The organism is Streptomyces sp. NBC_00354 (assembly GCF_036106915.1).
GTDB lineage: Bacteria > Actinomycetota > Actinomycetes > Streptomycetales > Streptomycetaceae > Streptomyces.
In genome coordinates, this window is record NZ_CP107983.1 from 2683529 (window position 1) to 2697732 (window position 14204).

Consider the following 14204-nt stretch of genomic DNA (forward strand, 5'->3'; position numbering starts at 1 on the left):
TTCACAGTGTGAGACGCGAATATCGTTTCATGGACAACTCTAGCGGCGTCGGCGTTCTCGACAAGGCAGCTCTGGTATTGAGCGCACTGGAGTCCGGTCCGGCCACCCTCGCCGGGCTGGTCGCGGCGACAGGGCTCGCACGACCCACGGCACATCGCCTGGCCGTGGCACTGGAACACCACCGGATGGTGGCGAGGGACATGCAGGGCCGGTTCATCCTCGGACCGCGGCTGGCGGAGCTCGCCGCCGCGGCCGGCGAGGACCGCCTGCTGGCCACGGCGGGACCGGTACTCACCCACCTCCGTGACGTGACGGGCGAGAGCGCGCAGCTCTACCGGCGTCAGGGCGACATGCGCATCTGCGTGGCGGCCGCGGAGCGGCTGTCGGGCCTTCGGGACACCGTCCCGGTGGGCTCCACACTCCCGATGAAGGCCGGTTCGGCCGCGCAGATCCTGATGGCCTGGGAGGAGCCCGAGCGGCTCCACCGCGGGCTGCAGGGTGCGCGCTTCACGGCGACGGCCCTGTCGGGCGTACGGCGCCGCGGCTGGGCGCAGTCGATCGGCGAGCGGGAGCCCGGCGTGGCGTCGGTCTCTGCGCCGGTGCGCGGGCCGTCGAACCGCGTGGTGGCCGCCGTGTCGGTCTCCGGGCCGATCGAGCGCCTGACCCGCCACCCGGGCCGGATGCACGCCCAGGCCGTCATCGACGCGGCCGCCCGCCTGTCGGAGGCCCTGCGCCGCTCCGGCTGACGCCTTCCCGGCCGCAGGCCTCTCCCCCATCCCCCGGGCCTGGGGGCGCGTACGACGCCGCACACGTCCGAACACGCGCCTCCGGGCCCGCACTTGTACGGGCCCTGCACGGGGCGGAGTGTGTTCGGGAACAGCGAAGAGGCCCTCCGCGACGAACGCGGAGGGCCTCTTCTGTGCGTACCCCCGACCGGATTCGAACCGGCGCTACCGCCTTGAGAGGGCGGCGTGCTAGGCCGCTACACAACGGGGGCTTGCTCTGTACTGCGCTGGGCTACCAGGACTCGAACCTAGAACAAAGGAACCAGAAACCTTCGTGTTGCCAATTACACCATAGCCCAATGTGGTCTATACCAGACCAGTACCCCCGACCGGATTCGAACCGGCGCTACCGCCTTGAGAGGGCGGCGTGCTAGGCCGCTACACAACGGGGGCCCTAGCGATCCTGCATCAAGACGTCCGGGAGCTACCCAAATGGAGATCTTGCGGGAAGGATCTGTACCCCCGACCGGATTCGAACCGGCGCTACCGCCTTGAGAGGGCGGCGTGCTAGGCCGCTACACAACGGGGGCAAAGCACTGCGTCACTACTGCACTGCGCTGGGGTACCAGGACTCGAACCTAGAATAAGGGAACCAGAAACCCTCGTGTTGCCAATTACACTATACCCCACCGAAAGTCAACCCCCTGGGGGGATTTTCTTTCGAGTGGCGCCTCCGTCCGGCCTTTCGGCCCGCTCCGGCGGCGCAGAAAGAACATTACCGGATGCCTGACCGTGCTCCAAAACGGGTATCCGAGGCCAGCAGCTCCGGGAGCTGGGCGAGCCCGGCGATCCGGTGCACGCCGTCGGGGCCCGGCCCCCGCCCGCCGTCGCGGTCGAGCCAGACCGCGGTCAGCCCGGCGTCGCGGGCGCCGCGCGCATCGATCTCCGGCTGGTCGCCCACGTACGCCACGTCGCCCGGCGGCAGCCCGAGCGCCGCGCAGGCCGCCAGGAAGGCCTCCGCCTCGGGCTTGCTGACGCCCAGTTCCACGGCACACACGAGCACCTCGAAGCGCTCGCGCAGCCCGAGGTGGCGCAGCTTGGGGTCCTGGTTGGCGGTGGAGGAGTTGGTGAGCACCCCGTGCCGGTAGTCGGCCGCGAGGGCGTCCAGTACGGGCACCACGTCGGGGAACAGCATCCAGGCGGCCTTGTAGTGCTCGACGTACCGGTCGAACCAGCCGTCGGCCTCGGCGGCGCTCATCCCCGGCTTCCCGAGGAAGTCCCGCACCCGGTCCCGGCGCTGCTCCTGGAAGCTCACCTCCCCGGCGGCGAAGCGGTCCCAGTGGCGGGTGGTGATCTCCCGCCACAGGGCGAGCGCCTGCGCGGGGGATCCGTACCGCTCCGCGATGCCCTCCTCGGCGAGCCGGCGCGCGAGTCCGGCACTGTCCGCCCCCGTGTAGTCGAACAGGGTGTCGTCGATGTCCCACAGCACGGCGCGGATCGGCATACCTCCGACGCTACGACATCGCCGGGCTCCGCTCCCGGGGTTTGCCGATGTCCATCGCCCGAACCCCGGCCGCCCCCCGGGAAACGCCTCAGGGGGCGGCGGCCGGGAACTCCGGCTGCCGCCCCCTGAGGGAGGTACGGGCTTGCTTACGCGGCGAGCTTGGCCAGAGCCGCGTCGATGCGGGACAGCGAGCGGTCCTTGCCGAGGATCTGCAGGGACTCGAAGAGCGGCAGGCCGACCGTACGGCCGGTGACGGCCACGCGGACCGGGGCCTGGGCCTTGCCGAGCTTGAGCCCGTGGGCCTCGCCGGCGGTCAGGACGGCCTGCTTGAGGGACTCGGGGTCGCTCCAGTCGGCCGCGTCCAGGTTGGCGCGGGCGGTGGCCAGGAGGGCAGCGGGCTCGCCCTTCATGGCCTTGTCCCAGGACGCCTGGTCCTCGACCGGCTCCTTGCGGAACAGGAAGTCGACGTTTGCGGTGATGTCCGACAGGACGGTCACGCGGGTCTGGGCGTACGGCGCGATGGCCGCCCAGGCCTCGGCGTCGAAGTCCTCCGCCTCCCAGTTGGCGTGCGGGGCCTGCAGCCACGGGGCGCAGGCGTCCGCGAAGGCCTTCGGGTCCAGCAGCCGGATGTGGTCGGCGTTGATGGCCTCGGCCTTCTTGAGGTCGAAGCGCGCCGGGTTGGCGTTGACGTCCGGAATGTCGAACTTCGCCACCATCTCCTCGATCGAGAAGATGTCCTGGTCCTTGGAGAAGGACCAGCCGAGGAGCGAGAGGTAGTTCAGCAGGCCCTCGGGGAGGAAGCCGCGCTCGCGGTACAGGTTGAGCGAGCTCTCCGGGTCGCGCTTGGAGAGCTTCTTGTTGCCCTCGCCCATGACGTAGGGCAGGTGGCCGAACTGCGGGACGTCCGTGGCGACGCCGAGCTCCATCAGCGCCTTGTAGAGCGCGATCTGGCGCGGTGTGGAGGACAGCAGGTCCTCGCCGCGGAGCACGTGCGTGATCTGCATCAGCGCGTCGTCGACCGGGTTGACGAGCGTGTAGAGCGGGGCGCCGTTGGCGCGCAGGATGCCGAAGTCCGGCACGTTCTCCGGGGTGAAGGTCAGCTCGCCGCGGACCAGGTCGGTGAAGGTGATCGGCTCGTCGGGCATCCGGAAGCGGACGATCGAGGAGCGGTGCTCGCCCTGGTAGGCCTCCAGCTGCACCCGGGTCAGCTCGCGGCAGTGGCCGTCGTAGCCGGAGGGCTTGCCGGCGGCGCGGGCGGCGGCGCGGCGTGCGTCCAGCTCCTCGGTGGTGCAGTAGCAGTCATACGCATACCCGCCGTCGCGCAGGCGCTGGGCGATGTCCGCGTAGATGTCCATGCGCTCGGACTGGCGGTACGGGGCGTGCGGGCCGCCCACCTCGGGGCCCTCGTCCCAGGTGAAGCCGAGCCAGCGCAGCGAGTCGAGCAGCTGGTTGTACGACTCCTCGGAGTCGCGGGCCGCGTCGGTGTCCTCGATGCGGAAGACGAACGTACCGCCGTGGTGGCGGGCGAACGCCCAGTTGAAGAGGGCGGTCCGGACCAGGCCCACGTGGGGGTTGCCGGTCGGGGAGGGACAGAAACGTACGCGGACATTCGCGTTAGTCACGCTTGATCACCTTGTTGGTGAGAGTGCCGATGCCTTCGATGGTGACGGCGACCTCGTCGCCGACGTTGAGGGGGCCGACTCCGGCCGGGGTCCCCGTGAGGATGACGTCGCCGGGGAGCAGCGTCATGGCCTCGGTGATGTGGACGATCAGGTCCTCGATGGAGCGGACCATGTCGCTGGTGCGGCCGAGCTGGCGCTGTTCGCCGTTCACGGTGCACTGGATGGTCAGGTCGCTCGGGTCGAGCTCGGTCTCGATCCAGGGGCCGAGGGGGCAGGAGCTGTCGAAGCCCTTGGCCCGGGCCCACTGCTTCTCGCGCTGCTGGACATCGCGCGCGGTGACGTCGTTGGCGCAGGTGTAGCCGAGGATCACGTCCTTGACGCGCTCCTTCGGGACCTCTCGGCACATGCGGCCGATGACCACGGCGAGCTCCGCCTCGTGGTGGAGGTCCTGGGAGAAGGAGGGGTACGTGATCGGGTCGCCCGGGCCGACCACCGAGGTGGAGGGCTTGAAGAAGGTGATCGGCACCTCGGGGACCTCGTTGCCCAGCTCCGCCGCGTGCTCCGCGTAGTTGCGGCCGATGGCCACGACCTTGTTCGGGAGCACGGGCGGCAGCAGCCGGACCTTGCTCAGCGGGACCTTCGTGCCCGAGAGCTCGAAGTCCGCGAACGGAATGCCCTTGATGATGTCGAGGACGAGCTCACCCTCGGCGCCGGGGGCAGTGCTGCCCTCGACCGCGCCGAACGCGACATTGCCGTCGATGGAGAACCTGGCGATGCGCACGTGTTGCGTCTGCCCCTCTGTATTTCCGCTGGCTGGAGTCTGCGTCCCCAGGCTAACGCGGCGGGCAGCGGCGCTTCGCGCTCCTTTTGCCGAGTGGCTTACTGCGCGGCGGCGACCGGCGCGTCCATGAGGATCGTGCGGCGCGGGTTCGCGGTCTGGGCGGGGAGCTCGACGGCGTGCTCCGGAGCCTCGGTCGCCTGCAGCTCCTCGGCGTCCGTGAGGTGCGCGAGGGTGGTGCGGCGGGGGTTGGCTATGTTGCGGAACATCATCGTCGTCTTCACGGTGTCTCGGGCCCTCGGCTCGGTTGTGGGGTGGGGGTTGTCGGATCCGTCAACCCTGTAAAGGGCAAGGCTAAACATCCGATTCCCCGGCTCAACCGGGAAGTAATGGCCACGGCTGTGTGAGTTTGCTCACCTGTGACCAGGCAATACGGGCATAACGGATGGTCATTTTTGGGTGACGAACCGGACATTGCGCCACTGAATCAGCCATTCCGCTCCTGATCATCTCGACTGGGACACCTTGCCAGCCCCCGCGTTTGGATGGCGTAAGTCCGTTTCCTCCCGAAAGGCGGACCACATTGCGTAGTCCACCCATCACAGGAAGTCACCGACTCCCCGGGCCGACACGCGCACCTTGTTGGAGATCCGCCACTGTGCTGGAATTCGCGGGACCGCCGCGGGAACAGCCGGCGCGCAGGTGGCGCGACACAGCGCCGCGCGCGGCGGTAAGGAGAGGGAGACGCGCCGGTCACCGACGACCACCATGGGGCTGAAACGCCCCACGACTCGACACCGTCCCACCGGTCGCCCGGCGGGACGCCTGGTCCAGAGGTTGCGACGCTAGTGCAGGGACGATTCAAGAGGGATGGCAGCGCTGCGGCGGAGCAGGAGCCGCGCGGCGGGACCGACCGTGGCTCCTCGCCCCAGCACGCCCAGAACCGCGGGCCGGCTGTCGAAGGCGCGGGCACCGACTCCTCCGCCACCGTGAACGCGGTGAAGGGGAAGGCACGCCTCAAGCCCCGGGGCAAGGCGAAGAGCGAAGAGCCGGCCGACAAGGACGTGGCGATACCGAAGGCTCCCAGCGGGCCCGGTTCGCGATTCGCCATGCAGAACTGGCGCATCAGCACGCGACTCGTGTCGCTGCTGACCCTGCCGGTCGTCGCCGCCACCACGCTCGGTGGCTTCCGCATCAACGACTCGCTCAACGACATCGACCAGCTGGAGCACATGCAGCTGCTGACGACGATGACCCGGCAGGCCACCAACCTGGCCGCCATGCTCCAGGAGGAGCGGGACAGGTCGGCGGGTCCGCTGTCGGTCGACAAGTCGGGCAAGCCCAGCACCCTCGTCACGGGCGTCCGCGACCAGACCGACGCCGCCGCCAAGTCCTTCGCCGCCGCGACCGACAAGGTCGACGGCGCGGAGGACAAGGACGAGACCCTCAAGTCGATCCGCAACAACATCCTGCAGATCGGCCGCCAGCTCACCGGCATCGAGGAAATCCGCAAGAACGCGTACCGCAACAGCGCCCAGCAGACGGTCACCGAGTACAACGCACTGATCGTCTCGCTGCTCTCGCTCTCCCAGGACATGGCGCAGGCCACCTCCAGCCCGGAGATGATCAAGCGTACGCGCGCCCTGGCGGCCTTCTCCTCCGCCAAGGAGTACGCCTCGATCCAGCGCGCCGTCATCGCCGCCTCGCTGCCCGACAGCGGCCAGCCCGCCGGCACCCTCACCGAGAACGACCGCCTGTATGCTCTCGCCGCGCTCCGCGGCGAGAGCCAGGCGAAGAAGACCTTCGAACTCGTCTACCAGGGCAAGCCCGAGGAACTCCTCGCGGTGCTCGGTGACGGCAACGCGGAGATCGGCAAGGCGGACCACTACACCCGCCGCGTCCTGTCGACCCAGGGTCAGTTCGCCAAGGAGACGCAGTACCGGTCCTGGATGGACTGGTACGACGCGGACGACACCAAGATCCAGGCGATGAAGCAGATCGAGCTCACCCTGCTCGAGGACATGGAGCAGAAGGCCCGCGAGCTCAAGAACTCCTCGCAGCAGGACGCCATCATCAACGGTGCCCTGATCCTCCTCGTCCTCGGTGTCTCGCTCGTCGGTGCCTTCGTCATGGCGCGGTCGATGATCCGCTCGCTGCGCCGCCTGCAGGACACCGCGACCCGGGTCGCCCAGGACCGACTGCCCGAGCTCGTCAAGCAGCTGTCCGAGTCCGACCCGCAGGACGTGGACACGTCCGTGGAGTCGGTCGGCCTGCACACCCGCGACGAGATCGGCCAGGTGGCCGCGGCCTTCGACGACGTGCACCGCGAGGCCGTCCGCCTCGCCGCCGAGCAGGCCCTCCTCCGGGGCAACGTCAACGCGATGTTCACCAACCTCTCGCGCCGTTCGCAGGGCCTCATCCAGCGCCAGCTCTCGCTCATCTCCGAGCTGGAGTCGCGCGAGGCCGACCCGGACCAGCTGTCCTCGCTCTTCCGGCTCGACCACCTCGCGACCCGCATGCGCCGTAACGGCGAAAACCTCCTCGTCCTCGCGGGCGAGGAGCCGGGCCGCCGGTGGACCCGCCCCGTCCCGCTCGTCGACGTGCTCCGCGCCGCCGCGTCCGAGGTGGAGCAGTACGAGCGCATCGAGCTGTCGTCGGTGCCCGGCACCGATGTCGCCGGCCGCGTCGTCAACGACCTCGTGCACCTGCTCGCCGAGCTGCTGGAGAACGCCACCTCGTTCTCCTCCCCGCAGACCAAGGTCAAGGTCACCGGTCATGCGCTGCCCGACGGCCGCGTGCTCGTCGAGATCCACGACACCGGTATCGGCCTCTCGCCCGAGGACCTCGCCGCGATCAACGAGCGGCTCGCGTCGCCGCCGACCGTGGACGTCTCCGTCTCCCGCCGCATGGGCCTGTTCGTGGTCGGCCGCCTGTCCCTGCGACACGGCATCCGCATCCAGCTGCGCCCGTCCGACTCGGGTGGTACGACGGCCCTCGTCATGCTGCCGGTGGACGTCGCCCAGGGCGGCAAGAAGCCGGGTCCGATGCCGGGCCAGGGCGGTCCCGGTGGTCCGGGCTCCGGCGGTCCGCAGGGCATGCCGGGTGCTTCCCCGCAGGGTTCCGTCCCGGGCGGCGGCGCACGCCAGCCCGTGGGCGCCGGCCCGCAGCGCGGCCAGGTCTCCGGCGGCGGCCAGCGTGCCGCGCTGCCGGGACGCGACGGCGCCGCCGGTCCGCAGGGCGGTCCCGGTGCACGTCCGCAGCAGGGCGGCACCGGCGGGCGTCCGCAGGGCGGTCCGGGCATGCCGGGCGCTCCGACCGGCCAGGGCCAGGGTGCCTTCGGCGGCGGTGCCCCGCTGCCGGGCCGCGGTCCGGCCGGCGGTCCCCCGTCGCGTCCGATGTCCGCGCCCACGGCCTCCGGTCAGGCCGGATTCCCGCAGGGCAACGGCTTCGAGCGGCCGCAGACTCCGCAGCAGCCCGCCCCCACGGGCCCGGTCCCCTCGGCCCAGGCGCCCGCAGCCCCGGCTCCGCGCGGCAACCGTCCGCAGCTGCCGCCGCGCGGTGGCGCCCCCCGTCCGGAGCTTCCGGGTACGGGTCCTGCCGGGATCCCGCAGACCACCAGCTGGGGCGCCGACCCGGCGCGCGGCGGCGGCCAGGAGGTCCCGCGCGGCCACGACGAGCTCTCGGGCCCCGGTGCGACGGCCGAGTTCCCGCGTCCGGACTTCAATGCTCCGCACCCGCCGGCCGGCAACAGCACGACCGGCCAGTTCGAGCGTCCCGACCTGCGGGCCCCGCTGCCCCCGGCCGGCCAGAACATGTCCTCCACCGGGCAGTTCGAGCGCCCGGAGCTGCGCGGTCCGGCGGACCCGTCCACCACGGGCCAGTTCGCCCGCCCGGACTACCCGGCCCCGCGGCCCGGCGGCCCCGGTGTCGGCGGATACGCCCAGCAGCCCCAGGCCCCGCAGTTGCCGCAGGCTCCCCAGCCGGAGGCGCTGCCGCCGGCCCCGAGCACCGGCAACGAGCGCAGCCCGATCTTCGACACGCTGGAGTCGAACTGGTTCCACCAGGAGGGCCAGCAGTCCTCCGGTCAGGCGCCGGCCGTACCCCAGCAGTCCGCCCCGGCTCCGGCTCCCCAGCAGCGCCCGCAGCAGCCGCTGCCCCAGCGCGGCCAGGAGCAGGCGGCCGAGCCCGCCCAGGCGGCGAACGGCAGCTCGCCGACCGTCAGCTGGCGGTCCTCGCCGAACGACGAGCTGATGCGGCAGGCCGAGCGCGTGCGCCAGCCCGCCGCCGGCGGCATCACCACCTCGGGGCTGCCCCGCCGAGTACCACGGGCGAACCTCGTGGCCGGCACCGCGCAGCAGCAGGCCGACGCACAATCCGGCCCGCAGGTCTCGCGAGCGCCGGACGACGTCCGCGGCCGTCTGACCAACCTCCGACGGGGTATCCAGCAGGGCCGTCAGGCCGGCAACAACGGCCCGGCGACCGGCAGTTACCACATCGACCCCACTTACCAGCAGGAGCGTTAGTTGAGTTCGATGAGCCAGGCGGCACAGAACCTGAACTGGTTGATCACCAACTTCGTGGACAACACCCCCGGGGTGTCCCACACGGTGGTGGTCTCCGCCGACGGCCTCCTTCTGGCGATGTCCGAAGGCTTTCCCCGGGACCGCGCCGATCAGCTGGCGGCCGTGGCCTCCGGTCTGACGTCGCTGACCGCAGGAGCCTCCCGCATCTTCGAGGGCGGCGCCGTCAACCAGACCGTGGTCGAGATGGACCGTGGTTTCCTCTTCCTCATGTCCGTCTCGGACGGATCCTCGCTGGCCGTACTCGCACACCCCGACTGCGACATCGGCCTCGTCGGCTACGAGATGGCCCTCCTCGTGGACCGCGCCGGCAGCGTCCTCACCCCGGACCTGCGCGCGGAGCTGCAGGGAAGCCTGCTCATCTGACGCCACATCTCCCGGCCGGACGGTACTTCCGGCCGGGGGACCGGGGCGCCAGCCCCGGAACCCAGTACCACCGTCAGGCCGTCATACCGTCCCCCCACCGGCCGCCCCGTCAGACGGCACGCTGACCACTGCTGTCCAGCCCGGAGGATCAATGACCCCGCCCCCCGCCTACCCCGATTCGTACGGCGATTCGTCGTACTCGGAAGGCGACCAGCCGCTCGTTCGCCCGTACGCGATGACCGGCGGACGGACCCGGCCGCGCTACCAGCTCGCCATCGAGGCGCTGGTCAGCACCACGGCCGATCCGATGCACCTGTCCGGCCTGCTTCCCGAGCACCAGCGCATCTGCACGCTGTGCCGCGAGGTCAAGTCGGTCGCGGAGGTCTCCGCACTGCTGTCGATGCCGCTCGGTGTCGCCCGGATCCTCGTCGCCGACCTGGCGGAGGCCGGAATGGTGGCCATCCACCAGCCGGGCAATGGAGAGGCCGGCGGCACGCCGGATGTAACGCTGCTCGAAAGGGTGCTCAGTGGACTTCGCAAGCTCTAATGGCGGAACCGCCCGTTCCACCACCTCCGCGAAGATCGTGGTGGCGGGCGGGTTCGGCGTGGGCAAGACCACGTTCGTCGGGGCCGTCTCGGAGATCAATCCGCTGCGCACGGAAGCCGTCATGACCTCCGCGTCCGCCGGCATCGACGATCTGACCCACACCGGGGGCAAGACGACCACCACGGTCGCCATGGACTTCGGCCGCATCACCCTGGACCAGGACCTGATCCTGTACCTCTTCGGTACCCCCGGTCAGGACCGGTTCTGGTTCATGTGGGACGACCTCGTCCGCGGCGCCATCGGCGCGATCGTGCTCGTCGACACCCGCCGCCTCGCCGACTGCTTCCCCGCGGTCGACTACTTCGAGAACAGCGGGCTGCCGTTCGTCGTGGCCCTCAACGGCTTCGAGGGACACCAGCCTTACACCCCCGAGGAAGTCCGCGAGGCCCTGCAGATCGGCCCGGACGCTCCGATCATCACCACCGACGCCCGCCACCGGGCGGACGCCAAGAGCGCGCTCATCACGCTGGTCGAGCACGCCCTCATGGCCCGACTCAAGTAACACGATTCGAGTCACGCGGCTCAAGGGGCACCACTCAAGTACCACGGGTTCTTCACAACGTGAGAGGGCGGGCTGTGTCATAGGACACGGCCCGCCCTCTCGGTTCATAACGTTTCGACAGAGAATTGCCGCCAGTTGGACACAGGGTGCGGTCGGTCGGTGCCGCTGCGCGCACGAATGGCTCCATTTTTGCTGCCACTCGCTCTTTATGTCCGATTTATGCGGGACATAAGTCTCTTGGAATGGCTGATTCCAACTGTTTGGAACACGGCCGTTAACCGTGCTGGAATTCAACTAACTAGCTAGTAGCACCGCCGGAAGGTTGTTGGTCGAGTGAGGCGAAGCAACTCGAGCCCCGCGGATGAACCCGCGCGTGGCAACTTCACCCCGCCGCAGCGCGCGGCCGCGTCGCACGTCGACGTACCCGTGGACCCACCGGCCAAGAGCGGCAGCACCAGCAGGTTCGCACCCCGTAACTGGCGTGTGCCGACCAAGCTGAACGCCATCCTGCTCGTACCCGTCCTCGTCGGACTGGTCATGGGCGGCTTCCAGGTGAAGGGCTCCGTCGACAGCTGGAACGAGGCCAAGGACGCCGAGAAGACGGCCCGCATCGTCCAGGCGGCGGCCGAATACGGCCAGGCCCTCCTCAACGAGCGCGACCTCACGGCCGAACCGCTCCTGCGGGGCGACGCCACCAACGCGGGCGTCGCGAAGGCCCGGGACGCCACCGACGCGGCCAAGGAGAGGTTCGCCCAGGCCGCCAAGGACCTCCCCTCGAACGCGAACCAGGGGCTGGAGCGCCGCCTGGAGCTCTTCCGTCAGGAAGAGCCCAAGCTCGCGGCCGTCCGGCAGACGGCGTACGTCGCGCAGGAGACGGACAAGAAGAACCCGCCCAGCGCGAACGGTCCGATCCCGACCGAAGAGGGGTACGTGCTGGTCCAGCACTACCTCATGACGTTCTCCAACGAACTCGGCCTGGGCACCGGCAACGTCACCAGCTACGGCCGCATGGTCTACGCGGTCGAGCTGGCCAAGGCCGCCAACTCGCTCCAGCGCTCGGTCGGCACCCACCTGCTGGTCCGGCCCAACGAGAACGAACAGGTCCGCAAGGCCCAGCTCGTCGCCTTCGCCTCGTACGCCTACCTCGAGGACATCGCCATCGGCGAGTACGTCGCGGCCGGCACCGAGGACGACGTGAACCGCCTCAAGGAGGTCATGGGCAAGAAGTCGCAGGAGGGTGCTGCCAAGCTCGCGGCCGCCAAGACGCAGGCCGAGCAGGCCGGCACCGTCTTCAAGGTCCCGCCGATGGTGAACGGCTCCGTTCTCACCGGCATGACCGAGGCGATAGCCAGCGGCGACAACAAGACCAAGCTCGCCGCGAACGGCACCACGCCCCAGGCCTGGCAGGCCGCGGCCACCGCCAAGTTCGAGGGCTACGCCGAGATCGAGAAGGACCTCCTCGCCAAGGCCGTCAACGACTCCGTCGCGGTCTCCGACGAGGCCCGCAACGACGCCATCTGGACCGGCGCCGTCGTGGTCGTGGCCCTGCTCGCCGCCTTCATCCTGGCCGCCATGATGGCCCGCTCGATGAGCAACTCGATGCGCCGCCTGCGCTCCGCCGCCTTCGACGTCGCCGAGCAGCGCCTGCCGATGCTCGTCGACCAGCTCTCGCGCACCGACCCGGGCAAGGTCGACACCCGTGTCGCGCCGATCCCGATCAACTCCCAGGACGAGATCGGCGAGGTCGCCCGCGCCTTCGACCAGGTCCACCGGGAAGCGGTCCGGCTCGCCGCCGAGCAGGCGCTCCTGCGAGGCAACGTCAACGCGATCTTCACGAACCTCTCCATGCGCAACCAGTCGCTGATCGAGGGCCAGCTGACCCTCATCACCGACCTGGAGAACAACGAGGCCGACCCGGACCAGCTGGAGAACCTCTTCCGCCTGGACCACCTGGCCACCCGTATGCGCCGCAACGGCGAGAACCTCCTCATCCTCGCGGGTGAGGAGCCGGGCCGCCGCTGGGACCAGCCGGTCCCCCTCGTCGACGTCCTGCGCGCCGCCTCCTCCGAGGTGGAGCAGTACGAGCGCATCGAGCTCTCGGGCGTCTCCGAGGCCGAGATCCACGGCCAGGCCGTGACCGACCTCGTGCACCTGCTCGCCGAGCTCCTGGAGAACGCCACCACGTTCTCCTCCCCGCAGACCAAGGTCCGCGTCAACGCCACGCGTCTGCCCGACGGCCGCGTGATGGTCGAGATCCACGACAAGGGCATCGGCCTCACCGCCGAGGACTTCGCGGACATCAACCACAAGCTGGCCAACCCGCCGACCGTGGACGCCGCGATCTCCCAGCGCATGGGTCTGTTCGTGGTCGGCCGGCTGGCGGACCGCCACAGCATCCGGGTCCAGCTGCGCCCCTCGGGCGAGGCCGCCGGCACCACGTCGCTGGTCATGCTGCCCGACGCGATCACTCATGGTGGTGGTGGCGAGGGGATACCGAGCGACGACTTCACGGTGTCCTCGATGATCCCGCAGCAGCCGGCGCAGCAGGCCATCCCGATGCGTACGGCCGCCGAGCTCGGCTTCGACGACTCCCGCTACGACAACCAGGGCGGCGACACCCCCGGGCTGAACCCGGTCGGCCGCTCCCTGGCCCAGCAGGAGCGCAGAGCCGCGCTCGAGGCCCAGGTCTACGGGCAGGAGCAGCAGGCCGAGTACTCCGAGCAGGAGTATGCGGAACCGCAGCCGGAGCACGGGTACCAGCAGTACCAGGACTACGCGCAGCAGCCCGAGCAGGGTTACGACACCTCGTACGACTCCCAGCAGGCCCATGGGTCCCAGCAGGGCTACGAGGCGTACCCGCAGCAGGACTACGCCTATCCGGAAGCCGGCTACCAGGATCGGCAGCAGGGCGCCCAGGCGTACGACGGCGGCTACGGATCCCAGTCCCAGCAGGCCGAGTGGCCCGAGCAGAACACCTACTCCGGCGGCTACCAGCAGGGATACGGGACCGAATCGGAACCCCCGGCCGCTCCCGAACCCGCCCCGGAACGCGTAGGCTTCGACCGTCCGGGCGCCGCTGCCGACACCGGCCACCAAGTGACCGGAGCGGGCCTGCCGCGCCGCGGCAGCCAGCAGCAGGGGCAGCCGGCACGGAAGGAAGCGGAGTCCACCGGATCCCTCTTCGCGCAGCGGCCGCCGCGACAGCAGCAGCCCGCCGCCGCGGAGCGGGACGAGGAAGCCGGCACCGACTGGCGCTCGAACAACGACGAGCGCTGGCAGCAGGCCTCAAAACTCCGTGAGCCGAAGGCGGGCGGGATCACCCCGTCCGGTCTCCCTCGGCGCGTGCCCAAGGCCAACCTGGTCGAGGGCGCGGCGGAGACGACCCCGCAGGGCGGCCCCCAGGTCTCCCGCGCACCGGAGGACGTCCGCGGCAGGTTGAGCAACCTGCGGCGCGGTGTCCAGCAGGGACGCAGCGCGGGTTCTGAGCAGTCAAGTAACAGCTATGACCAGGAGCGTTAGT

The 14204-nt window shown here is 70.1% G+C and carries 10 protein-coding genes and 5 tRNA genes; 6 read left to right on the forward strand and 9 right to left on the reverse strand.

Features of this window, described 5'->3' with window-relative positions; translation table 11 throughout:
• Positions 1-29 precede the first annotated feature (29 nt).
• On the forward strand, positions 30-746 hold the full coding sequence (gene ndgR, locus OHT74_RS11680) for an IclR family transcriptional regulator NdgR (RefSeq protein WP_037837458.1): 717 nt from the start codon (positions 30-32) through the stop codon (positions 744-746).
• Between the two features lie 178 nt (positions 747-924).
• Here ndgR and OHT74_RS11685 read toward each other — a convergent pair.
• The 9 genes from OHT74_RS11685 to OHT74_RS11725 form a co-directional block, all read right to left on the reverse strand.
• Positions 925-997: transfer RNA gene (locus OHT74_RS11685), tRNA-Glu, on the reverse strand.
• Between the two features lie 15 nt (positions 998-1012).
• A tRNA-Gln gene (locus OHT74_RS11690) sits at positions 1013-1084 on the reverse strand.
• Positions 1085-1105: 21 nt separating this feature from the next.
• Positions 1106-1178: transfer RNA gene (locus OHT74_RS11695), tRNA-Glu, on the reverse strand.
• A gap of 64 nt (positions 1179-1242) precedes the next feature.
• A tRNA-Glu gene (locus tag OHT74_RS11700) sits at positions 1243-1315 on the reverse strand.
• Positions 1316-1342: 27 nt separating this feature from the next.
• Positions 1343-1414: transfer RNA gene (locus OHT74_RS11705), tRNA-Gln, on the reverse strand.
• Between the two features lie 86 nt (positions 1415-1500).
• On the reverse strand, positions 1501-2229 hold the full coding sequence (locus OHT74_RS11710) for an HAD family hydrolase (RefSeq protein WP_328620214.1): 729 nt from the start codon (positions 2227-2229) through the stop codon (positions 1501-1503).
• A gap of 146 nt (positions 2230-2375) precedes the next feature.
• Positions 2376-3851, reverse strand: coding sequence for a glutamate--tRNA ligase (gltX, locus tag OHT74_RS11715; RefSeq protein WP_328620215.1), 1476 nt, complete (start codon positions 3849-3851; stop codon positions 2376-2378).
• Positions 3844-4632 carry a fumarylacetoacetate hydrolase family protein gene (locus OHT74_RS11720; RefSeq protein WP_266663381.1) on the reverse strand — a complete coding sequence of 263 codons (789 nt, stop codon included), beginning with the start codon at positions 4630-4632 and terminating at the stop codon, positions 3844-3846. The genes gltX and OHT74_RS11720 overlap by 8 nt, the downstream gene beginning before the upstream one ends.
• Positions 4633-4730: 98 nt before the next feature.
• Positions 4731-4913, reverse strand: a complete 183-nt coding sequence (locus tag OHT74_RS11725; RefSeq protein ID WP_328620216.1) for a hypothetical protein — start codon at positions 4911-4913, stop codon at positions 4731-4733.
• A gap of 564 nt (positions 4914-5477) precedes the next feature.
• On the opposite strand from OHT74_RS11725, the gene OHT74_RS11730 reads away from it, so the two are divergent.
• The 5 genes from OHT74_RS11730 (at position 5478) to OHT74_RS11750 (ending at position 14203) form a co-directional block, all read left to right on the forward strand.
• Entirely contained in the window at positions 5478-9152 is a 3675-nt protein-coding gene (locus OHT74_RS11730) for a nitrate- and nitrite sensing domain-containing protein (protein ID WP_328620217.1), read from the forward strand.
• Between the two features lie 9 nt (positions 9153-9161).
• Positions 9162-9575 (forward strand): roadblock/LC7 domain-containing protein, encoded by a 414-nt coding sequence (locus tag OHT74_RS11735; RefSeq protein ID WP_266672658.1) that lies wholly within the window; start codon positions 9162-9164, stop codon positions 9573-9575.
• Positions 9576-9726: 151 nt separating this feature from the next.
• Positions 9727-10122 carry a DUF742 domain-containing protein gene (locus OHT74_RS11740; protein ID WP_266663387.1) on the forward strand — a complete coding sequence of 132 codons (396 nt, stop codon included), beginning with the start codon at positions 9727-9729 and terminating at the stop codon, positions 10120-10122.
• Positions 10103-10684, forward strand: a complete 582-nt coding sequence (locus OHT74_RS11745) for a GTP-binding protein (RefSeq protein ID WP_266663389.1) — start codon at positions 10103-10105, stop codon at positions 10682-10684. Before OHT74_RS11740 ends, OHT74_RS11745 begins: the two co-directional genes overlap by 20 nt.
• Before the next feature lie 333 nt (positions 10685-11017).
• Positions 11018-14203, forward strand: coding sequence for a sensor histidine kinase (locus tag OHT74_RS11750; RefSeq protein WP_328620218.1), 3186 nt, complete (start codon positions 11018-11020; stop codon positions 14201-14203).
• The last annotated feature ends 1 nt before the right edge of the window (position 14204 follow it).